Origin of the sequence: Vibrio sp. HB236076 (genome assembly GCF_040957575.1) — a bacterium.
Classification (GTDB): Bacteria; Pseudomonadota; Gammaproteobacteria; order Enterobacterales; family Vibrionaceae; genus Vibrio.
In genome coordinates this window covers 757,680-779,289 of the sequence record NZ_CP162602.1, presented here as the reverse complement: position 1 = coordinate 779,289, position 21,610 = coordinate 757,680, and the positions used below count along the sequence as shown (strand labels likewise).

Genomic DNA, 21,610 nt, shown 5'->3' with positions numbered 1-21,610 from the left:
AGGGGATAACAGGACTTGTGGGGTAAGCATCAATGACAAAAAAATATTGTGTGGTCATGACCACCACCAGCCGCGAAGGCAACGCCGAGTCGATTATCCGATATTTATTGGACAATAAACTGGCCGCTTGTGTGCAAACGCAAACCATCCAAAGCCATTACTTGTGGGAGCAGGAGATCTGCCACGACAGCGAAATACTGATCAGCATAAAAACCCGCCTGTCACTGTACCCGCAAGTTGAACAAGCGATCTTGGCGGTGCACGAATACCAAGTGCCGCAAATCATTCAGTTGCCGATTTGCGACGGATTTTCACCTTATTTAGCTTGGATACGCGAGTCGACGGCGGGTTTGCAAGACCAATAATCCCAATGCGCAGAGCGCCCCTAATGTGTCGCACAGCATGTCTTTTTGCGCGTCCCATACGTCGCCCTGAGAGCCTAAAAACGCAATGCCTTGCGAGCCGCCGACGTGTACGGCATACCACCACTCAACGATTTCATAACCGGCCGCGACCGACATAATGGCGAACAAGGCGTAACTGGCAGCGATGGGCAAGGAAAGCTTTTTGTGGCGCAATAAAATTTCGGCGATTGGGTAGGCGTAAAGACCAATTGAAAAGTGGGCCACGCGATCAAATTGGTTGCGCTCTGAGCCAATCAGGTGATTGAACCAGTCAAAGGGGACTTCTGCAAAACTGTACTTCGCGCCAATGGTATGCAGCGTTAACCAAATAAACATCAAGACATAGGCGGTGGTCGAAAGCGGAAATCGAGATCTGGTCAGCCAAATCAGTATCAGTATCAAGGTTGCAGGTAAGATTTCAGCCAGCCACACCCCATAATCCTTAGCCGTGGCGGCGACAAACGCAAAAAGCAGGCCGTAAAGGAGTGTGAACAGCGTTAAGCAGGATGATGATTTCATAACGGAACCTCAATGAATGTGCTTGTGATCATCTTGTCACAGAATTGTACGCTGTTCAATTGTGCGCTTGGTTCGGATTCGGTTAAATTTGCTAGGGAAACGTTTGGCATTTAGATAAGGATTACCTATCATTAACCTCATCAATAATGATGATAAAGGTCTTCCATGAAACTCGAAACTGTCGATTTTGCCGCGGATAATGCTGCAGAGCAATTTGTCACCTCTCTGCACAACACTGGCTTTGGTGTGTTAAAAAACCACCCCATTTCTCACCAATTGGTCGAGACGATTTACCAGCAATGGCAAGCATTTTTCCTCTCTGAGCAAAAGAACGACTTTTTGTTCAACAGCGACACGCAAGATGGTTACTTTCCACCAACCATTTCAGAAAAAGCCAAAGGGCAGACCGTTAAAGATATCAAAGAATACTTTCACGTTTACCCTTGGGGGCAAATCCCTGATGCGTTGCGCGAAAACATTCTGACCTATTACCAACAAGCCAATGAGTTTGCGCAAACGCTCTTGTCTTGGGTTGAAGAGCACTCGCCACAAGAGGTGAAAGCGCGTTATTCCATTCCGCTGTCGAACATGGTGGCAGAAAGTGAAAAAACCTTGCTGCGTATTTTGCATTACCCGCCAATGACCGGTGACGAAGAGCCAGGCGCTATTCGAGCCGCAGCGCACGAAGACATCAACTTGCTGACCATTTTACCGGCGTCTAACGAGCCAGGTCTTCAGGTGTTGGCCAAAGACGGTGAGTGGCTTGATGTCCCTTGTGACTTTGGCAACCTCATTATCAACATCGGTGACATGTTACAAGAAGCCTCTGGTGGCTACTTCCCATCGACGACGCACCGCGTTATCAACCCAAGTGGTGAGCGCGTTAGCCATTCGCGTATTTCATTGCCGTTGTTCTTGCACCCAAGCCCTGAGGTTGTGTTGTCAGACCGCTATACGGCACACAGCTATTTAATGGAGCGTTTAAAAGAGCTAGGCGTGATTTAATACCACTCTAACACAATAGCGGGTTAAAAAAGTCGATAACAGCGTGAAGAAAATAGCTGGTGGAACAACGACTCACTGTTTGTATTGATAAGCAAATAGATTGATAAGCAAATAGGTTGCCTTGTTCTCATACTTGATTCTGCGTACTCATTGACCACCTACTTAATCTGATTGGTATAACTTATCACCGGGCATCGCTTAAGACGGATTCCGCCGTTCGATGTGTGAATGACCGTCAATGACACTAAGGAATAAATGGGATTGGGATAAGATCACATTTATTCCTTTTTTTGTATTTTTTTGTTCGACAATACCCAGGGAGTGGCGTTGAATGGCGACTCTATTCGCTTGGATATCGCTTACTTTTTATGTCTTCAAATTCTGCTAAACCCACCGAGGGCGGCGTTAGCGCGACGGGGGATTTTGAAAACCCGTTGCTTTGGCCGCTTTGGGAAGTGTTAAAAAACCAACCCGATGGCTGGAAAGTCCATACATTAGCGGCCCACCTCACTCAGCAACAGGTGATGCCGACCCTTGACGATTCTGAATATAAAGATTTGTTTAAGCGCAACTTTCTCATTATGAACGCTTTGTACCAACTGCAAGAGAGTTTGTGGCCTGAGCAGTGGTTGCAAGTCGAAGCGATGAACATTGTGTTGTTTCACACCATTCCGTCGCACTGCGCGCCACAAGCCGACGACCCGCTCAAAGCCTACTATCTCGATTGGCAACATTACCAAGCGGAAGAAGGGGAGATCCGCCGCTTACTCGATCAGTTTTGGACTCGATATCAAGGCTATTTGGGGCATGACAGTGCTCTGGAGCTCAGTACCGCGCAGGCATTGGCTTTATTTGAGTTACCTGAAGATGCCAGCGCGGCGACCATTCGCAGACAATGGCGTCGTTTGGCCATGCGTTGGCATCCGGATAGACCAAATGGCGACAGCGAACGCTTTCGAGCGCTGTGCAGCGCGTGGCAGATATTGAGAAGTCACAATTAAGACGTCGATTTTAGCGATTGAGCATGTGCTGTGCTGCGCGTGGCAGATATTGAGAAGCCACAATTAAGACGTCAATTTTAGCGATGAGCGTGTGCTGTGCGGACATACCAACTGCGCGACCCGATGCGTTGGCAGCAACTCCAGAGCAGACCGAATGGCGACAGCGAACGCTTTCGAGCGCTGTGCAGTGCGTGGCAGATATTGAGAAGCCACAATTAAGATGTCGATTCTAGCGATTGAGCGTGTGCTGTGCAGACATGCCAACTGCGCCCGATGCGTTGGCAGCAACTCCAGAGCAGACCAAATGGCGACAGCGAACGCTTTCGACAGCTGTGCAGTGCATGGCAGATATTGAGAAGCCACAATTAAGACGTCGATTTTAGCGATTGAGCAAGTATTGGGTACACATGCCAATCCGCAATCTGGCGCATCGGGCCCTACACGAAAAACAAATACACGATAAACAACACCCACACCGCTGGGTGTTGTCTTCAAGGGGTCAATACACCTTTGTCGAGTGCGCTTACCCGGCCTTAAATTGACTGTCGCGACAACGATTGAGCGCGGCCATCACATCACAGCGTCTTGGTTTGGCCAAATCACCATGCGGCGGCAAACTTTGATACCAATCTTGATTGAGCAAAGCATCGACCGATTGTACCGGCTCATTGAGCCATTGTTGCTGCTGCGCTAATTGGAATAGACACCATGCGATGGCATTGATTTCTGCACCGCTGTCGATTTGCTCTAACGCCGCTAAGTTAACAATGGTTTGCCCTAAACGCAGCTGATTATGGCCTTTATTCCCAACGCGAAACTTACCTTCTTGTAAAATTTTCATCAACGCGCGACTGTTGAATGAACGAGGTGACGGCGTCACAAATTGCCCGTCGGTTTCACTTTGTCGTTTACTCGGATAGTCACTGACGACTTGTTTGGCGGTCTCGGTGACATCAAACGCTTGGTATTCGTGCATTTGAATCACGCAATCTGCCACGTCTAAATAATCCCCTGAACCGCCCATGACGATCAGACTCGATACCCCACAGTGCTGATACAAATCTCGGACTCGGTCGACAAATGGCGTGATGGGCTCGGCATCGCGGTGGATCAAAGCCTGCATACGCTCATCGCGGATCATAAAATTGGTGGCCGATGAGTCTTCATCAATCAGAACCGCTTGGCATCCGCTTTCGACGGCTTCTTGTAACGCCGCCGCTTGTGACGTAGAGCCCGAAGCATCTTGACTGCTAAAGCAATCGGTTTTGATCCCGTGTGGCAGTGATTTAATGTAATTGGACAAGTTTAACTGATGAACCGCACGGCCATCTTCTGCGCGAATTTTCATTGCCGACTCATCCATGACCACATATTCGCGACCGTCGCCTGGGATGTGATCGTAAATGCTTTTTTGTAGCGCCGACAACAAGGTCGTTTTACCGTGAAAGCCGCCGCCGACAAACAAGGTTACCCCCTCGGGAATGCCCATCCCCGTCATGGGCCCGTTGTGTGGGGTCTCTAGTGTGACGCTCAAACTGGCTGGGCTTTGGAAGGTGACGGCGTCTTTCATTGGCAACTCACTGTCACCCGCCAAACGAGGTAATACGCTGTCGTTGGCGACAAAAGCCACTAATTGGTGTTGCTTAAGTTGTGCGCGCAGTGCCGCTTGGTTTTCAACGGTTTGACAGTGCAGGTGCAAGGCTTCGAGGTCCAATTCCAATTTCGCCGTCGCTTTACGAATCCATTTTGGCAAGTGGTGAGTCAGTAAATTGATCGCTTTTTTGCCCAAGACGGTACGACCTTCTGCAGGCAATGAAACGCGAAAACGCAGTTCAATCCCGCTGTCGTTAAACAGCACCGCGGTACTGTCTAAAATCGTTTGCTCACTGATGGTGACATCGACATTGGGTTCGTGCTTGATCTGCTCGGCAAAGCGGCGAGCGATAAAGTCTCGCGCCCCGCGTTGATAAGCGAGAGACTGTTGTTGAAGCTCAGTCAGACCGGTTAATGCCCACGGACGAATGGCGCGTAACCGAGAGGAGGCGGCGTAGGGATCAGATTGAACGGTATCAATCAAGAGTTCAAAGTCACTGAATGCGTAGCGTCCTTTGATTTGTTGATAAGCGCGATAGGTCTGGCGTTCGATTTTTTTGAGTTGAGCGATCAATTGATCCATAGAAAGCGGTCCAAGGTTATAAATAGTCGTACAAGCGGGGCGATTATAGGAAGTCAGTTGCGCCGAGTAAAGCACTGTCCTCATTGCGCCGGTCCCCAGTACGGCAAAATGCCGGCGTGTCTAATAGCAATCTAACTCAATAGCGAGTCACCTTAGCGGGTTAAAAAAGCGCGATAATGTCGTTAAGAGCATAATATGTAGAACGACGACTCACCGTCTTTTCTTGTCTTGTTCTCAAGGTTCTCAAGCTTTTTCTCTGCGCTCTCATTGACCTTATACTGAATCAGATGGGTATAAGGCTTATTGGTTGGTTATCCGTGATGGGTTATTGACGATCGGCTGAGCTCGGTGGTGATGGTTGGTGTAATCGCAATGCTTGGCCAAATTTTTTCGCCGGCATGGGTTTACTGTGTATAAAGCCTTGCGCGATGTCATAACCTAGGGTGTTTAAGTAATCCGCTTGGCTCTGGCTTTCGATGCCTTCAATAATGATTTGCAGTTTCATTTGCTTGGCAACGCCGATGATCGATTTTACGATCGCTCGGTCGTGGTGTGAGTGCTCGATATGGTTAATGAAGGATTTATCGATTTTTATTGCTTGGAAAGGATAGCGTTTCAAATAACTAAAAGAGGCAAAACCGGTACCAAAATCATCAACGGCCAACGCCAAGCCCAAGTTATGCAGCGCTTTGATATTGTCTGCGGTGGTGGCATCTTGAGTCAACACTGAGGATTCGGTGACCTCGATTTGAATGTATTTGGCGGGCAATTGATAGCTTTTTAGCCAATGCTCGACTTGTTGACTAAAATCGGGGCGACGCAATTGCAACGCAGAGACATTGACTGCAATCGAAAACGACTCGACATAGGCAGACCAAGCTTTGGCGGTTTCGATGGCACTACGTAAGGCAAACGCCCCCACAGAGTAGATGAGGCCATTATTTTCGGCCATGGTAATTAAGGCTTCATCGGAAATAATGCCCAAAATCGGGTGCTTCCAACGCAACAAGGCCTCTGCACCGATCCAAGCGCCAGTTTTTGCACACACTTTAGCTTGATAGTAGAGCATCAAGTCATCGTTTCTGACTGCTTGTAATAAAAAGCTTTCCAATTGATTGTGCTGTTTCAGCGATTCGGTGTGCTCTGGGTGATAAAACTGATGCGAGTAACCGCTGTCTTTGCACAAGAGCATGGCTTGATTGGCTTTGAGTAGCAAGGCTTTTGGGTAGTCATCACCGATTTGTTGGGCAATGCCAATAAAAGTATTAAATTGAATATCGAAGTCGGAGAAGTGAAAGCCGTGATAGGTGGTTTGTTGGATTTGGCGGCAGAGGGTTTCGATATTGTCGTGCAGTGTTTTGTCAAGGATAACTAAGGTCAACTCACTGGTTGCGGTGCGGGCTATCAAGCTGTTGCTCGGCACCAAACTTTGGATGCGTTGGTTAAAAAGCACAATAGCCGCATCCAGCGCATCGACGCCAAATTTGCTTTGCAAGCTGGCGGCATTGGCAATACCGATCGACAAAATACTCAGATAGGCGTGTTTGATGCTCATTTTTGATAACGCGTTGAGCAGGCCGCTGCGATTGAGCAATTGTGTGGCATTGTCGTGATATTGATAAAAGTCCGAGCGGGGTTGGGTTTTAACCATTTGCGATGATGGTGTCAGTAAGTTTTCGGCCTTTTGATCCTCGGGCTTGATTTGGTCGGGCCCAGATTGTTCAAGCCCAGATTTTTCAAGCCCTGATGGCTCAAGTTTAAGAGAGTGGCTATGCCACAAGAGTTTCAGTTCCATTTGTAGCGTGCGGACCGAGTGCTCTACTAGGGCGATTTCTGAAGCCGAGAAAGGATGCCGCTCAGAAAACAGCAAAACGAGACTGCCAAAGACGTGCCCATCAGGCCAGAGCAAGGGATAACCGAGGACGCTTTTTATTTGACTGCGCGCTTGATATAGATGTTGAAATTCTTCACTGTGAGGTAAGTCTTCAATGAGCAGCGACTTTTGGCTTTCGACAATACTTTGGCAAAGGAGGGTAAAACAAAAGGCTTGCTCAATCCGGCGCTTGTTGTGTTCGACCTTGAGGGGAATGGCCTTGTCACCGATAGGACTGATCACCACACTGTCGGCGCCGGTGAACGTGGCTATCATTTCTATCAGGTTCTGCCAGTCTTGATAGGTCGTGGCAGTTAAAGACAAGCTTTGCCCCCACTTAATTTGGTTACACATTAAGATTCTCAACCAGTTAAGCAATATCAATTAAGTATAGTGAGTTTGCCTATTGTTGAAATAGATATTTATCACTTTTTAGCGAAAGCAATTTATTGTCTCATAATTGAGCTTAGCGTTGAGACTGATCCGATTAAAGATGAATGTCGTAAAGACAGTAATCCTGCGCTTTGAGGGAACTTTTACTTTTTATCAACGGCCAAACGGCACAAGAGTCAAGCTTTTTTGCTGATGAATTGCTTAAATATCAATACACAAAAAGCATTTGTTAAAGGTTATCCACAAAATCGGTGGATAAGTTTTGGGATAACTTGCCACGGCATCCATTTGTGTGTGATTAGGCGTGGCGCTAGGCAAGTAAACACCGATGCTTGATGCAAATTCGACGGTTTGATCTTTGTGTATAGGCTATGCTGTCAAGATAAAAGTAGTGTAAAAGTGAATCAAGACGAAAACCCTGTCAAAAATGTGATTTTTTTCACTGTAATTGATAGGTAAACTGTAACAAACCGACAAATAAGATGGCAGAAATGAAATCGAACGAAGGTAAACACATAGGCATTATTGGTGGTGGTGTAGCAGGCTCGACAGCGGCTATCCATTTTACTGAGCTGGGCTTTAAGGTTTCCATTCTTGAAAAAGGCCCTAGTCTGGTCAATGGTCCACCGATTTGCCATTTGCATGCGGGCGGTAACCTGTACCGCGAAATCTCTCAACAGCAATGTGTCGAACTGCTCAAACAATCAATTGACAGTGTGCGTTTGTTTCCGCACTCGATCAATGTTCGCCCGACGGTGATTGCGGTACCTAAATCCGATGGCGGCACCCCAGAAGACCTCTTGCCTCGTTTAGAGACCATTCAGAGCGCTTATCAGCAATTGGTCGATAGTGACGAGAAAAACCGCGTGCTCGGTGACCCTAATGCCTACTATCGTTTGCTGGATCGCGATGCGTTAACCGCGCTTGCCAAGCAGTCGCAACCTAAGTCACCCAAGACGCTTGAAGAGTGGTGTATTCCCTTTGCCAAAAACGCCGACCTCGAACAATTGAAATACCCGGTCGTGGTGGTGCAAGAGTACGGTTGGAGTGTGTTTCGTTTAGCGGCCTTGGCCCATTTAACGCTAGACAAGGCGCCGAACTGCCAAGTGATGACACAAGCCAAGGTTCAGCACTTGCACCGAGACAAGCATGGGTGGCAAGTGCAATTCGAGCGACATGGACAGCAAGAAAACCTAGAGGTTGACTATCTCATTAACGCGTGCGGTTTTCGCACCGGGGTGTGGGACGATGAAATTGGCGCCAGTTGCGAACGCTTAGTCGAGTTTAAATCTGCTTACGTCACTCGTTGGCATCAAGGGGATGAGCAGTGGCCTGAAGTGATTTTTCACGGCCCAAGGGGCACAGACAAAGGCATGGCGCAGTTGACCCCTTATGGCAACGGCGTGTTTCAATTGCACGGCATGACGCCAGATATTACCCTGTTTGACAATGGGCTCGTCTCTTCCGATCGTACGTCTTCCCAGCCGAAGCTAGACCCTAAACACATTCATCGCATCGACACGGGTTGGGAGCAGCAGGATATTGACTTGAGAACGACGAAAGCCATTGCCCATGTTGCGCAGTTTATTCCTAGCTATCAAACGGCTCAAGTGGCCGGTAAGCCGCTGTTTGGTGCGCAGCAAATTCCGGGGCGTGACCCTTCGCTGCGCGCTTCGGATGTGAGCTTCTTTGAAGACAATTATGCCCGGATAGAAATTGTTAAGGCCTCTTCGACCTTGTATGCCGCGCAAAAAATTGCCGCCCATTGGTTTGGCATTGAGAGGGACAGGGATATAGAGCGCACACACAGCGTGACAACGTCACACAGCCTCGAGCAGACCGAGCAAACCGCGATGTCGTTGGCGACCCTAAGGCAGTATCCTGTCGAATTGGCTCAAGTGTCTGGAGAGACTAGCACTGAAGAGGCCCGCGCAAAAGAAATAACCCGTTGCGATGAAACCAGCATGGCCAGTTAATCCAATGGGTTTGATTTGAAAGTGAATTGAGGTCGCGTATTGATGACGGCGGCCTAAACCACGTGTTGAATTTTTCAATCCATGGTTATTCAATGTCTCAGTGTACATTCGATGCCTCAGTGTACATTCAATGCCTCAGTGTTCCCTGAGGCATTTTTTATTTCAACTGAGGTTGTACTATTCTAACTCAATAGCGGCTCACCTAGCAGATCACCTAGCAGATCAAAAAAACTCGATAACATCGTTGTGAAAATAGTTTGTAGAACAACGACGGTCTTGTATTAATAAGCAAAATAGGTTGCCTTGTTCTCAAGCTTGATGCTGCGCACCCATTGACCACATACTCAATCCGATTGGTATTATGCGCCATCAATAATTTGGCGTAACTGATAAATAAGCAAGGCATCTTGTGCGCAGTCGACACTTAATGAAAGGGTGTCGGCCTCAATGGCAAGCTCTTGGTTTGAACCTTGGTACCACTGACCAAAGTCGATTAAATGCGTCACCTGGGCAATGATATTGTGGCTGTCGAGCTTTCTGGCCGAGGCGCTGGTGGCCGGATGGGGCTTATCGACCTCAATATTAAACAATAAGGGGACGTCATAGTCGTCGGCGATGGCCAAACTGCGTTCGTTGTCTTGGCTAGCCGCCACCATTAGGGGTAATCCGAGTGAGGCACTGGCCATACAAATGGCGCGCATAACGTCGTCTTCGGCCATCATTTGTTCAAATAAAGCGCCTTGCGGTCGAATGTGATGAAGCCGTTGCCCAAAGTACTGACACTGAGTTTGTAATGCGCCAACTTGGTATAAAATTAATTGGGTGATGTCTTCAAGTGGTAAGGTTTGCGATTGCAGGCCGAAGTTGACTCGGTCTTGGAAGCTGGGGTACGCGCCGATTTTAACCTTGTGCTGCGCCGCTCGCTGAATGGTTCTCGCCATCGTCGCAGGGTCGGACGCGTGAAAGCCGCAAGCGATGTTGGCTAAATCGATATTGGGAAAAATAACTTCATCAAACCCCTTGTCCCAAACGCTGAAACTTTCGCCGACGGCACAGTTGATCGTGATGTTTTGATCTGGCATATACAAACCTTGCTTTGACAATTTAACGTCAGTATTCGTTGTTTGCACGGCGAGGTAAATGGAAAAACCCATTCTAGGTAAAAAATAGTTAAAAAAGTGCCATTAATTGATATTAATGATGGTTTTTAGTTAAAAAGTTGATTAGAATTTGCGCGACTTTTTTTACGACACTTTGGGTATGATGATGGAATTAGCGTTAATTGGTGCATTTTTGGTTGCGGGCTTCTTGATGGTCAGAAAAGAGAAGCGCAATTTCTAAGCGGTGCGTAGGGCGGGTGATCGGCTGTGACGATGATCTGCCTTTTCTTATTGGCTCATTATTTCTTTTTCTATTGCGATTTCCCTTCCTTTTCCTCTTGTTCGAAAATGCGTATTCTTAACGTATCCAACACGTTAAGGGCCGCCATGAAATTACCTATCTCTCTTGATGCTTTATCAATACTCGACACGATTGAAAGGCGAGGAAGCTTTGCCGCCGCGAGTCAAGAGCTTAACAAAGCCACATCGTCGCTCACTTACCAAATACAGAAATTGGAGCAAGATCTGGACATCTTGATCTATGATCGCTCCGGCTACAAAGCCACGTTAACCCCGGCGGGTCAGTTGTTGCTCGAACGAGGGCGGGCGATCTTACAAGCCAGTGAGCAATTGGTTTTTGATGCGACAGCGTTGGCCAATGGCTGGGAGCTTGACTTGACCTTGGCTTACGACGGCTTATTGCCGGTCGATGGCTTTTTTCCGCTATTGCGCCAATTAGAAACCGTGGCGCCGACACGAGTTAAACTGCAAGAAGAGATCTTAAGTGGTTGTCTTGAGGCGTTGCAAAAAGAGCGAGCCGATTTGTTGGTTTGCCCCGATTTTGGCCAATACCCGAGCGAGATAAAAACGGTGAAAATCGGCCAAATCAGCACCATGTGGGTGGCGAGTCCCGAGCATGCGATTCATTTTCGTCGTGGTGAATTAAACGAGCAGGCCTTAGAACGCCATCGAATTATCGCCATTGCCGATACGGCGCAAGATCAACCGGCAATGAGTGTCAATGTATTGCAAAAACAGCCGCGTTTAACCGTGAGTACGATGACAGCAAAAGTGCAAGCGCTGCAAGCCGGCCTTGGCATCGGCACTCTGCCGGTTTATGTTGCTAAGCCACTTATCGACTCTGGTAAGCTGCGAAACATCGAGGCGCTCAAGACGGCTCAGGATTACGATTTGATCTTGGCTTGGAAAAGAAACACCATGGGCAAGAGCAAAACCTGGTGCATTGAGTTTTTAACTCGCTATGGTGTTTCCCACCTTTAGTGTTTATTTTGCGCTCTTTTCGCCAATAAGATGAGACGTTAGACGCCGGCGGCTATGTTTTGGGTGACAAGTTTAACCGCAGGTGGCAGCAGCCTTCCTCAAAATCAATGCGAGTGGAAAACCCGAGGCGTTTGGCCAATGCAATCATGGCTTTATTATCCGGCATGGTCATGGCGTGTAATTGGCGCAACTGTTTCTCTTGCCCGTAATTGATGAGCTTTTTGAGCAGTTTTTTACCGAGCCCTGTGCCTTTGATGTCGCTGCGGATCAAAATGGCAAACTCGGCGCTGTTAGTGTCATTGTCGATCAATGCTCGAGTAACGCCGATAACTTCGGGTTTTTGATCGATAAAGCGCAACGCAATAAAAGCCATCTCGCGGTCGTAGTCAATTTGGGTAAAGTTGGCGAGGGTATCATGAGTGATTTCACCAATATCAGAAAAAAAGCGCCGGTAGAGATCCTCTTTACTGGTTTTGGCGATAAATTGTGCGTGCAGCGGCTCGTCTTCTGGCAAGATCGGCCTGAGTAAAATCGGTGTGCCATCTTTGAGCACTTCGGTTTCCACTAATTCGGCAGGAAAAGGGCGAATCGCGAGTCGGGCGCTGTCGTTGTGGTGGCAGGCTTGTAAGGTTAAATCGGTATCGAGAATTAACCGCTGCGATTCACTCAATAGCAAGGGATGAATATCCAAGCTCTTGAGTTCGGGAATGTCGATGATCATTTGAGATAACTGAACTAAAAAGGTGACTAAATGGGTAAAGATGGCATTGGAGTCTAAATGGTTGAGACGCAATTTGTTTTCTTTGAGTGCCTGTAAAATCGCGTAGCGGGCTAGGGTGCTGTTTAACGGTGGGATCAACACCACCGCATCGCGCTCCATCACCCATTCGCGCCCGCCTTGGCCAAGAAAAATCACTGGCCCGAACACGGCATCGGTCATCACTTTAATTCTCACTTCATCACTGCCTGCTAATTGTGCCATTTTTTGAATGGTAAAACCTTCTATGTTAGCGGTCGGGTATTGTTCAGTGACGCGAGTGAGTAAATCCCGCGCTTTATTGTTGAGCTCTTTGGCATCGGTCAGATTGAGCAACACCCCTTGAATTTCGGACTTGTGGACAATGTCTTTACTGCGCAGCTTTAACGCAACGGGAAAGTCGATTTTTTGCGCCTGTTCTATCGCTTCATCGACAGAGGACACTTGCCAGGTTTTGGCCACCTGCATGTTAAAGCAAGCAAAAAAAGGCGCGGCGTCTTCGGTTTCTAATTGGACAAGCGGTTGTTCGTGTGTCGAGCAAGCCGATGCCGAGCATGACAACGAGGCTTGCTCAAAGGTCGTGGCGATCCATTGTTTGGCCTGTTCAATATTGGCTTGGTATAAGGGCTCGGCGGTGGATGGGGTTTCTCGCAATTGACGTTGGTTACGACGGTACTCGACTAAGTGCATGTAGGCGGCGATGGCACTTTCAGGGGTTCGATAGGTAGGAAACCCGGCCGCCATCAGCTTTTGCCGAGCGAGGTGGGCACTTTTTTCGCCGGTCCAATTGGTTAAGATATTAAATTGTTGCGTTTTGGGGTGTTGCGCCAGTTGTGCAATGATGGCTTCTGCGGTCAAGGTAGCTGGAGCAATGGCCGATGGACTGTGAATGATCAAAATGGCGTCAACATCGCGGCTGTTGAGTAAAATCTCTAGGCAAGTTAAGTAGCGTGCTTGGTCGGCATCACCTAAGATATCGACCGGATTACGGGGTTGCCAAGTTGGCGGTAACACTTGAGCCAGTTGTTGTTCGGTTTCTGTCGTCAATGTTGCCAGTTTTCCACCGCGTTGATAGAGGGTATCGACAGCCATAGCCGCGGTGCCGCCACCATTGGTGATGATCGCCAATCGCTCACCGCGCAGAGGCACAGCATGAGTGAGGGTTTCAACCGCGGCAAACATCTCATGGGTATTGTTGACGCGCAGCATGCCGCTGCGCTGGATCGCTGAGTCATAAATGATATCGGCGGGGTCAGTGCGGTAACGCCCCGGCTTGAGCACTAAAATGCGTTTGGTCCTAGACGCGGCGCGGGCCGCAGATAAAAAAGTACGGGCTTGGTCTATCGATTTGACATACAGCACAATGGCATGAGTCTTGGCATCTAGAGCGAAGTGGTCGAGTAGATCACAAAAGTGAATGTCTTGTGATTCGCCAAGAGACATCACGGCAGAAAAACCGATTTGCCTTTCTTCTGCCCAATCGAGCACGGTGGTAATAATGGATGCCGATTGCGATAAAAATGCAATATTACCCGTCTTCGCTCGGCTGGCCGAAAACGACAAATTGACCCCTTGCCAGGGCAAGATGATCCCCAAACTGTTCGGGCCAATGACCCGCATGCCATTTTTTTTCGCCAAGTCGATAGCGCGCTTCGTTGTGTTTGGCTTCTCTTGCCCTTGGTCGATGACGATTATGAATTTGCAGCCGGTTGTGCTGAGTTGCTCAATAAAGTGGTGATGACGGTGACTGGCGGTGCACAAGATGGCAATATCGATGGTGCGAGGTAGCGACTGGATGTCTGGGTATGCATGAATGCCTGCCACCGCTTTATAGTTGGGCGTAACTGGGTAGACCACGCCGCTAAACTCCCCGGCGAGTAAATTGCGAATCACCACATGACCGGCACGGTGAGGGCGGTTTGACGCGCCAATGACCGCAATACTGTTTGGGTTAAATAAAGTCTGTAAGCGAGTCATTGGTTCTCCCGAATTGGTCGGCTGATAAAAAAGTGGCACCAAAGCTATTGTACGAAGAATTGTCTTGATAGTTTGTGTGATAAATCACAGCTTACCGGTGGGATTTAAGCCCTTAGTACTTGATTAACTTGAACAGTATCGGCATGATTTATTGGTATCTTTTTAAAAACACTATAGTGACCTTATGAAAAAAATAGCAACGATAAGTTTGACGTTATTAGTCAGTGCTTGTGCATCCGAAACCTATCTCACCGATGTCACCAGTGAAAGTCAGCGCGAAACTTACGACACCGATACGATTTCGCAACCGTTGACGGCAAAAACCGCCAACGAATCCAGCGCATTAAAACCTTTGGTGCCTTCATCGAGCCCTTCGACGCAGCAACCTGCGGTGAGTCAATCTAAAACTGCCATGACGCAAAAGACTCAGGTCACACGTCAAACGGTGACAACGCCAGCAACGAGTAAGGCGAATACCGTTTCCTTAACACCACCCACTGAGAAACAAAAACAACAAGTATCGCGTTTTGGTTATACGATTCAGGTGGTGGCGGTTGGTTCACAACAAAAGGCCAATCGCTTTGTACAGCAGTTACCTCAAGGCCAGCAGCCCATTTGGGAAAACTACAAAGTGGTCAATGGTACTAAGTGGTACGCCGTGCTGTATGGTGATTATGCAACCAGTACTGAAGCTAAAGCGGCGATTAATACTTTACCGTCTCAGTTTCAGACCCTTAAGCCTTTTGTGAAAAGCATTGATGGGATCAAAAATTCTCAATTCCCAACCTTGAACAAAGTCAATTAACGCGGCTCTGGCAGTGACCAATAGACGCTGTACCTTGGTTGGCCGCTCAATATTGGCTCTGTCAGTGCATGAGGCGGTTAAGCATTCGTCAACTGCGCCGCCTTGTTGCCACAATAGGTCAAATTTGCTGTACCTCTGCGGTCAAATCACTATTATGTCGGTAGAGAATTAGGAATGGAAAGACAGTTAATGAATAAAAATGTGTTACTTTTGTGTGGCGGCTCAGGCTCAGAGCACGAAATCTCTTTGCTATCGGCACAGTATATCGCGCAGCAATTGTCTCAGGTCGATGACATTACGGTAAAACAGGTAATCATCGAAAAAGACCATTGGCTTGATGTAGAAAGTAACCCTGTCACTTTCGACCTACACCGCCGGGCGATTTGTTGGCAAGATCAGCAATGGCCTATTGATTATATCATTCCCTGTATTCACGGTTTTCCCGGTGAAACAGGGGATATACAGTCACTGTTTAAATTGGCAAATCTGCCTTATCTCGGCTGTGGACCTGAGGCGAGTAGCAATAGTTTTAATAAGATTACGTCAAAGCTGTGGTATGACACGTTAGGCATTCCTAATACGCCGTATTTGTTCTTAACCTCACCAGAGGAAGACTCTCACGCTAAAGCCGAATCGTTTTTCAAGCAGTGGGGCGAGGTGTTTGTCAAAGCCGCATCACAAGGCTCGTCGGTGGGCTGTTATAAAGTGAGTGAATTATCTCAGCTGAATCACGCTATCGAGCAAGCCTTTGGCTTTAGTGATCAAGTCTTGATTGAGAAAGCGGTTAAGCCTCGTGAGCTAGAAGTGGCGGTGTATCAATTTAATGGCGAACTGCATGTCACTTACCCAGGTGAAATCGTGGTGGCCAGTGACACTTTCTACAGCTATGAAGAAAAATACAGCTCAAGCAGTCATGCACGAACCGACGTTGAAGCGAAAAACTTGTCGAGCGAGCAAGTGGATAAAATCAAACACTATGCGGCAGTAGTGTTTACCCAAATGAAACTTAAAGATTTAGCTCGTGTTGATTTCTTTTTAACCCCAGAAGGTGAGGTGTACATGAATGAAGTCAATACCTTCCCTGGGATGACGCCAATCTCCATGTTTCCTAAGATGTTAGAAAACCATGGTCATCGCTTTAGCCAGTTTTTGGTCGATCGAATTGTGGCGGCCACTCAGGCCTAATCCCACGGCCGCAACTTAACGAACTTGAGCTTTTCTTGCTCAGCTTTGTGTTGCCATCCCAGGTATTGCGATGGCATCACAGGGCTTAACCATCTTCCAAAATCTTGTATTTCTTTTACTTTTAAACCTTGTGCTTTTAATGCCTGCACGGCGCCGACTCGGGTGGACTGGCCTGAAAAAATCACATCAATACCGAGAATATCGCTGGCTTGACGCATCACTCGATAGATGGATGAATCGTTGAGTAACGTTTGACTGATGTTGTTGTATCGATCGATAGCGCAAAAAAGCGGCCCTTCGTGATAAGGCAAGTGTTGAACCCAAGTGTGTAAGGCGTGGCTTGCTTTGTCACTCAATTGGTATTGATGATGCTCAAGTTGTACATAAGCGATGTGGTTAGGGTCAAAAATCACATTATCGAGTGTCAGGTGCTTGAGTTCTCCGCGTTTTAAAGCACACTCAAACATCACCATATAGATAGCGAGATCACGTTTTAGTTTGATTTTTTTTGTCTTGTGTAGGGCGTGATAGATATCTTCGATATGTGACAGGGTCATGGCGGTGGCTTGTTTGTTGTCATTACCGGCATTGGCTTTGAGCTGTTGTAGCGTCCATTTGATCTGACGATGATTGACTGGGTTGGCTAAAGACAACAAGGTATGAATTTTACCAATATTGACCACAGTTCTACGTATACTACTGAACTTACGCAATTTTGATTCTTTTTCTATAAAGCGCCTCAAGGTAGTAATGGCCCCGGGTAGTGCTCTGACGTGATGAAGTTGGCAAAACTCGCTGTAGCGTCGCCAGTCGTTTTTTAACGCCAACAAACTGTTATGAGTGTATTGGCGTTGGGTGATCATTTGCCATTCTTCGAGTGTTGGAGTGGCGTTGAGTTGGTCGATGATCGTTTCTATTTGTTTTTTATCAGTATAAATAAGTTTGTTTTTCATATTTGAAGCACTATAACTTAATATTTATCTAGCAATTATACTTGAAGAATTAACAGTTACAATTATTATTAGATAAGAAATAGTTAGCTAAGGTTCTAGCATGCCCAATACCATATATCGCAATTTTCATTTGACCAGCAATGCCAAAAATCCTCAGCTGTGGCAAGTTAAAATTAAAAACCACATATTAGAAGGCAGCCTCAATGCGGTAAAAAAGAGCATTGATTGGTGGTGTGACACCGCATCCATTGTACCGCCGAGTAAGTTTGCTTCATTAGATAGCGCCAGTGGTGAAAGCTCGACCAATAAAGCGGAAGACTTTAACGGTTACACTTTAAGAAATGATGCTGGCAGCGAGAATTCTTGGTATTGTATGTTCAATGGTAAGCTGATCAAAGGCTCTAAAATTGCCATTCAACGGCATATTGAAGCCTACTTGATTGCTAAACAAAAAGCACAGCAACAACAGAAGAAATAGCATTATGACTTTAGTTTATTCGACAGAAACAGGACGTATCAAGCCTGAAACTGAGAAACCGCAAAGAGAAAAGGGCGATGGTATTGTCCGCATTCAAAAACAAACCAAAGGACGCAAAGGCAAAGGCGTTATGGTGGTGACAGGGTTAGATCTCGATGATGCACCTTTGAAAATTCTTGCCGCAGAACTGAAGAAAAAATGCGGATGTGGTGGCTCAGTTAAAAATGGCACGATAGAAATTCAGGGTGATGATCGCGAGTTAGTCAAAAAATTGCTCGAAGCAAAAGGTCATACAGTCAAACTTGCTGGCGGTTAATTATTTTAACTCAATGGTGTTTAAAAACAAAAGTTCGATTCATTGAGAGCAGTAAAGGTTCAAAACTCAGCAGGTTATCTGCTGAGTTTTCACGATAAAGCCAACCTTTATGATGCGGTAATGACTGCCATGACTAATTTACCGTCAACTTTTACCGGGCCATCTTCTTTTGCGCCCAACGTGTATTCAAACACTCCCGTTTTCATTCCTCCATCTTCACCGTGTAACATCAGCATCAGTTTTTGATCTTTTTCGATCGGTTCCATCAGAATGGCGGTCACATCTTTGTTCATTCCAGATTTAAGTGGTGCATAGCCAACCACCGGACCAGGCTTCATATCTTCATTGGTTTTATGAACGACTAGCCAACCATTTTTGTGTGAATGAATTTCGGCGGCGGTGACGGTACCGCCTGTCAGGCTTTGATCCATGCCTTTAACGTATTGGTGATTCATGGCCATGGCTTGACCGGCAAATAGAGCAACAGACAAAGAACTCAGTGTGGCGATAACTTTTGACTTGAACATCATAGTGCTTTCCTTAGTTGAGTTTGGTTTTAAAATAACCACTCTTTATACGTAATCAGGAATCATTTGAGAGCTAAATTTTTCAAATTAAATTATCAGCACCGATTATAATATTAATGTGAAGCCAGTAGTACGCGGGTTATAAACTGTTTAAGTTGATACGTATCAATCGCTTGAGTTAGATACGTCGGCAAAAGATTATTAAACAGCAACGTTTATGATCACTTGGCAATGAATTAGTTAATACCAAAATATTGTCGTTCAAGAATGCAAGGCATTCGTAGAACAACAATATTTATGGATATTATCTACTTTATGGTAAATTGGTTATGGTCAATAGACGTATTAATCAGTAGCCATGATCAAGAAGGTTGTAAAGTAGGAGAGGATGATACCGTGAGTTTTGAACGTCGCATATTGAGATGAAAAGCACTCATAACTGGATAAACTTCAATTTAACATAAGATACATAATGCGCACTTAGGGTTAGTTTGTTAACATCGATAAATTAACATGACTTGTGGTGTTTTTACTGTGTTGGTGAGAATTTAAAATGATCGCTCGTGGTACCGATTATTTCCTTAAACCTACAACTCCAACACTTACTTGAGTCAGCACTATCAACAGCATTACACATAGCTTTAATCGCGTCAGTCTTTCTTATTAAATGGCCCTAAGTAATCTTGTCCCAGTCGAGAAGCTTCCGTTATTGGATCTTTCTTTAGAGTTGTTTAGAGATTAGGTGGCGGACACTTAAAGTACTCAGTCCAGTACCCCTTCCAATCATCAGACAAGCTAAACAATGGAATACTTCCTTTATGCGCTATGTCTAACCAACCTTCACCGACTAGCGGCTCCTGTCTCAAAGCACGAGATATGTTATTAGGAGCTTTTATGTTCTTTGGGTCTGTAATAATGTACGTGTTGATTGCCTTTGTTATCTCACTACCACTACTTGAGCTATATCCCTGCTTGGTGCGAACTACAAGCCCTGCAAACACTAACGGGAGATAGAGTGTTCCTTTGATTTTTCTGGCTTCCAAGAACTTAGGAAGCTCCTCAAGAATCTCATCATCAAAATCCAATTCTCTAATTGGTTTAGAGTAAAATTGCTTGGGCAGACTAATTTCTGAAGTATTTTCGAACAAAGGCAATAATCCCGTCTGATAGTATCTTTCCAAATCAAGGATAGAGTTTCGGTTATACATATTGTCGATTCGAGGAACGGTTATGTAACTAGAATCATCACATAGAAGCCCTTTAGGCTCATCCTTAGTATTTATTAGATGTGCGTAACAGCCATAGTCTAACGAATACAGGTTAAACTTCTGACTTTGTATCGTACTCACAGACACACCTTGTTTAATCAAGTGAATCACCCTAGCGTCAAACAAGAAATCGATTAACGAGTCATTCGTGTCGCTTTGGACTAAAAAAGCTCTAGTTTTCTTATCAGCTATAACAGCACTAACAATCCACTCGAGTAGTTTAACTGCTTCTTTTCGAGAATTAATATCTTTGCTTTTTGAAGTCGTGTACCAGTGTCTAGCAGCATTACGAATACCCGTAACTCCAATCTTTCTTCCGTCTGCATACAGTGAGGCTTGAGATATGATATGAATAGCATCTCTCGGAACACCTTCACTGGCTCTAGTAAACTCTTCTAGAGCGGGCTTGTTCGTAAAAACCTGAGAGATAAAGGACTCCACATTGTCTGGAACTACACCACATTTATCTGATGCCTGTACATGCTTATAAATTAGGTTTTTAAAAAATTGTACTGACTTCTCACTGTCGCTATCAAAGACCATAAACTGGTCTAAATTGATTGAGGTTGACGCATCTGAGGCAACTTCCAAGCCAATAAACTCACCGCTGTCATTACATGTGCGAAAGTTAGAACGATGCGAGATTGCCGCAATTTTTACCGTAACTGACGGAATAGAAAAAACTATCCGCCTAAGCATATCCGCTAAGTATGGCTGAAGGTCTAGTGGAATCTCACTCCACTCATCTATCAATAAATAAAGACTCTGCTCTGGTAAATGCTTAACAATACGAGTCAATATCCTCGAAAGAGCACCAAAGTGAATTCGCAGGGTTCTTTTACCACTTTCTCTCGTTGTGGATGAGCCTGAGCAGCTTTCTTGTGTTCGGTCAGAGTAAGAGGCTCCCAGTTTTGGCGTTGTTGATAATGTAGCATTTAGGCCGCTAAAGGACTCTTGAGAAACTGAATTACTTGAACTAGTCTCGACTTCAAACTGACCTTGCACAGTCATATTCGTTGCTTCTTCAACAAAGCTGTCCAAAAGCGGAACTAGAACAGAAAGGTCACACTCGTCGTTATTGTAACTTTCATCTAGAATCTGCTCTCTAACTTCACAAAGAGTATCTGATAATAATCGCGAGGCCCTTTCACTAAGACTTAGATTCGCATCTGAATACATTCCTCCCGTAGTACCCATGGTTCTCATATCTAAACTGACGGTAAGAATGCCTTGATTTTGAGTATCATTCTTTAAATATCTAAGAAGGTGAGTTTTCCCTGTACCTCGCCGTCCGTAAATAATTTGGTTTTCAGCGCAAGAAAATAGCGAAAAGACCGAACCAACGTGAACAAATGATTTTACTAAGTAATCATCTGGCTTGCGCTCTGCTCGCCTTGGCATAGTCACAAGTATTTCACTCAGAAATTTCATTCAGCTAGCTCCATTATCTTTATGTCACGGCTATCATATAACGAAAACTATAGTGTTGAAAACTCACTAATTACTTTTGTGTTGAATCAGACTCATAGGAATACAAGCCGATAGTACCAAGCCTTTCTTTACCTTATATTAAACGCCCTCACCTGCCGATCATATACACCTTGCCACTGGTCGTG

The 21,610-nt window shown here is 46.0% G+C and carries 17 protein-coding genes; 9 read left to right on the top strand and 8 right to left on the bottom strand.

Annotation, left to right across the window (positions count from 1 at the left end):
• Positions 1 to 32: 32 nt before the first annotated feature.
• A complete protein-coding gene (cutA, locus tag AB0763_RS16825; RefSeq protein WP_306099605.1) occupies positions 33 to 365 on the top strand; it encodes a divalent-cation tolerance protein CutA in 333 nt (110 codons plus the stop codon).
• Here cutA and AB0763_RS16820 read toward each other — a convergent pair.
• Entirely contained in the window at positions 321 to 923 is a 603-nt protein-coding gene (locus AB0763_RS16820; protein WP_306099604.1) for a DUF2238 domain-containing protein, read from the bottom strand. The two genes, cutA and AB0763_RS16820, sit on opposite strands and share 45 nt — an antisense overlap.
• Before the next feature lie 165 nt (positions 924 to 1,088).
• Between AB0763_RS16820 and AB0763_RS16815 the strand changes: the two genes are divergently transcribed.
• Together AB0763_RS16815 and AB0763_RS16810 are read left to right on the top strand one after the other, a co-directional pair.
• Positions 1,089 to 1,928 carry an isopenicillin N synthase family oxygenase gene (locus AB0763_RS16815; protein WP_306099603.1) on the top strand — a complete coding sequence of 280 codons (840 nt, stop codon included), beginning with the start codon at positions 1,089 to 1,091 and terminating at the stop codon, positions 1,926 to 1,928.
• Between the two features lie 368 nt (positions 1,929 to 2,296).
• The gene (locus AB0763_RS16810; protein WP_306099602.1) at positions 2,297 to 2,929 is read left to right on the top strand and encodes a DNA-J related domain-containing protein; all 633 of its coding nucleotides are present in this window, start codon (positions 2,297 to 2,299) and stop codon (positions 2,927 to 2,929) included.
• A gap of 523 nt (positions 2,930 to 3,452) precedes the next feature.
• Here AB0763_RS16810 and AB0763_RS16805 read toward each other — a convergent pair.
• Together AB0763_RS16805 and AB0763_RS16800 are read right to left on the bottom strand one after the other, a co-directional pair.
• A complete protein-coding gene (locus AB0763_RS16805; RefSeq protein WP_306099601.1) occupies positions 3,453 to 5,105 on the bottom strand; it encodes an ABC-ATPase domain-containing protein in 1,653 nt (550 codons plus the stop codon).
• 325 nt (positions 5,106 to 5,430) lie between these two features.
• Entirely contained in the window at positions 5,431 to 7,332 is a 1,902-nt protein-coding gene (locus AB0763_RS16800; protein ID WP_306099600.1) for a GGDEF and EAL domain-containing protein, read from the bottom strand.
• A gap of 530 nt (positions 7,333 to 7,862) precedes the next feature.
• On the opposite strand from AB0763_RS16800, the gene AB0763_RS16795 reads away from it, so the two are divergent.
• Complete coding sequence (locus AB0763_RS16795) at positions 7,863 to 9,347, top strand: FAD-dependent oxidoreductase (protein ID WP_306099599.1); 1,485 nt, start codon at positions 7,863 to 7,865, stop codon at positions 9,345 to 9,347.
• Positions 9,348 to 9,706: 359 nt separating this feature from the next.
• On the opposite strand, the gene AB0763_RS16790 is transcribed toward AB0763_RS16795, so the two are convergent.
• On the bottom strand, positions 9,707 to 10,429 hold the full coding sequence (locus tag AB0763_RS16790; RefSeq protein ID WP_306099598.1) for a LamB/YcsF family protein: 723 nt from the start codon (positions 10,427 to 10,429) through the stop codon (positions 9,707 to 9,709).
• 405 nt (positions 10,430 to 10,834) lie between these two features.
• Between AB0763_RS16790 and AB0763_RS16785 the strand changes: the two genes are divergently transcribed.
• On the top strand, positions 10,835 to 11,728 hold the full coding sequence (locus AB0763_RS16785; protein WP_306099597.1) for a LysR substrate-binding domain-containing protein: 894 nt from the start codon (positions 10,835 to 10,837) through the stop codon (positions 11,726 to 11,728).
• Between the two features lie 52 nt (positions 11,729 to 11,780).
• On the opposite strand, the gene AB0763_RS16780 is transcribed toward AB0763_RS16785, so the two are convergent.
• Positions 11,781 to 14,462, bottom strand: a complete 2,682-nt coding sequence (locus AB0763_RS16780) for a bifunctional acetate--CoA ligase family protein/GNAT family N-acetyltransferase (protein ID WP_306099596.1) — start codon at positions 14,460 to 14,462, stop codon at positions 11,781 to 11,783.
• Between the two features lie 184 nt (positions 14,463 to 14,646).
• On the opposite strand from AB0763_RS16780, the gene AB0763_RS16775 reads away from it, so the two are divergent.
• Positions 14,647 to 15,267 carry an SPOR domain-containing protein gene (locus tag AB0763_RS16775; protein WP_306099595.1) on the top strand — a complete coding sequence of 207 codons (621 nt, stop codon included), beginning with the start codon at positions 14,647 to 14,649 and terminating at the stop codon, positions 15,265 to 15,267.
• 189 nt (positions 15,268 to 15,456) lie between these two features.
• Positions 15,457 to 16,452 (top strand): D-alanine--D-alanine ligase, encoded by a 996-nt coding sequence (locus AB0763_RS16770; RefSeq protein ID WP_306099906.1) that lies wholly within the window; start codon positions 15,457 to 15,459, stop codon positions 16,450 to 16,452.
• On the opposite strand, the gene AB0763_RS16765 is transcribed toward AB0763_RS16770, so the two are convergent.
• A complete protein-coding gene (locus AB0763_RS16765; protein WP_306099594.1) occupies positions 16,449 to 17,405 on the bottom strand; it encodes a tyrosine-type recombinase/integrase in 957 nt (318 codons plus the stop codon). The two genes, AB0763_RS16770 and AB0763_RS16765, sit on opposite strands and share 4 nt — an antisense overlap.
• Positions 17,406 to 17,505: 100 nt before the next feature.
• Here AB0763_RS16765 and AB0763_RS16760 point away from each other — a divergent pair, with 100 nt between their 5' ends.
• Both AB0763_RS16760 and yciH read left to right on the top strand, forming a co-directional pair.
• On the top strand, positions 17,506 to 17,883 hold the full coding sequence (locus AB0763_RS16760; RefSeq protein ID WP_306099593.1) for a DUF3319 domain-containing protein: 378 nt from the start codon (positions 17,506 to 17,508) through the stop codon (positions 17,881 to 17,883).
• A gap of 4 nt (positions 17,884 to 17,887) precedes the next feature.
• Complete coding sequence (gene yciH / locus AB0763_RS16755; protein ID WP_306099592.1) at positions 17,888 to 18,199, top strand: stress response translation initiation inhibitor YciH; 312 nt, start codon at positions 17,888 to 17,890, stop codon at positions 18,197 to 18,199.
• 107 nt (positions 18,200 to 18,306) lie between these two features.
• Here the strand turns inward: yciH and AB0763_RS16750 are convergent, their stop codons facing one another.
• Together AB0763_RS16750 and AB0763_RS16745 are read right to left on the bottom strand one after the other, a co-directional pair.
• Entirely contained in the window at positions 18,307 to 18,660 is a 354-nt protein-coding gene (locus AB0763_RS16750; protein WP_368644296.1) for a hypothetical protein, read from the bottom strand.
• A 797-nt stretch (positions 18,661 to 19,457) separates the two neighbouring features.
• A complete protein-coding gene (locus AB0763_RS16745) occupies positions 19,458 to 21,425 on the bottom strand; it encodes a hypothetical protein (RefSeq protein ID WP_306099590.1) in 1,968 nt (655 codons plus the stop codon).
• Positions 21,426 to 21,610 lie beyond the last annotated feature (185 nt).

Coding starts and splice junctions, on each gene's coding strand:
- AB0763_RS16820 (WP_306099604.1), bottom strand. CDS start 923: ATGAAATCATCATCCTGCTTAACGCTGTTCACACTCCTTTACGGCCTG.
- cutA (WP_306099605.1), top strand. CDS start 33: ATGACAAAAAAATATTGTGTGGTCATGACCACCACCAGCCGCGAAGGC.
- AB0763_RS16775 (WP_306099595.1), top strand. CDS start 14,647: ATGAAAAAAATAGCAACGATAAGTTTGACGTTATTAGTCAGTGCTTGT.
- AB0763_RS16780 (WP_306099596.1), bottom strand. CDS start 14,462: ATGACTCGCTTACAGACTTTATTTAACCCAAACAGTATTGCGGTCATT.
- AB0763_RS16795 (WP_306099599.1), top strand. CDS start 7,863: ATGAAATCGAACGAAGGTAAACACATAGGCATTATTGGTGGTGGTGTA.
- yciH (WP_306099592.1), top strand. CDS start 17,888: ATGACTTTAGTTTATTCGACAGAAACAGGACGTATCAAGCCTGAAACT.
- AB0763_RS16770 (WP_306099906.1), top strand. CDS start 15,457: ATGAATAAAAATGTGTTACTTTTGTGTGGCGGCTCAGGCTCAGAGCAC.
- AB0763_RS16750 (WP_368644296.1), bottom strand. CDS start 18,660: ATGGCCATGAATCACCAATACGTTAAAGGCATGGATCAAAGCCTGACA.
- AB0763_RS16760 (WP_306099593.1), top strand. CDS start 17,506: ATGCCCAATACCATATATCGCAATTTTCATTTGACCAGCAATGCCAAA.
- AB0763_RS16765 (WP_306099594.1), bottom strand. CDS start 17,405: ATGAAAAACAAACTTATTTATACTGATAAAAAACAAATAGAAACGATC.
- AB0763_RS16805 (WP_306099601.1), bottom strand. CDS start 5,105: ATGGATCAATTGATCGCTCAACTCAAAAAAATCGAACGCCAGACCTAT.
- AB0763_RS16790 (WP_306099598.1), bottom strand. CDS start 10,429: ATGCCAGATCAAAACATCACGATCAACTGTGCCGTCGGCGAAAGTTTC.
- AB0763_RS16785 (WP_306099597.1), top strand. CDS start 10,835: ATGAAATTACCTATCTCTCTTGATGCTTTATCAATACTCGACACGATT.
- AB0763_RS16745 (WP_306099590.1), bottom strand. CDS start 21,425: ATGAAATTTCTGAGTGAAATACTTGTGACTATGCCAAGGCGAGCAGAG.
- AB0763_RS16800 (WP_306099600.1), bottom strand. CDS start 7,332: ATGTGTAACCAAATTAAGTGGGGGCAAAGCTTGTCTTTAACTGCCACG.
- AB0763_RS16815 (WP_306099603.1), top strand. CDS start 1,089: ATGAAACTCGAAACTGTCGATTTTGCCGCGGATAATGCTGCAGAGCAA.
- AB0763_RS16810 (WP_306099602.1), top strand. CDS start 2,297: ATGTCTTCAAATTCTGCTAAACCCACCGAGGGCGGCGTTAGCGCGACG.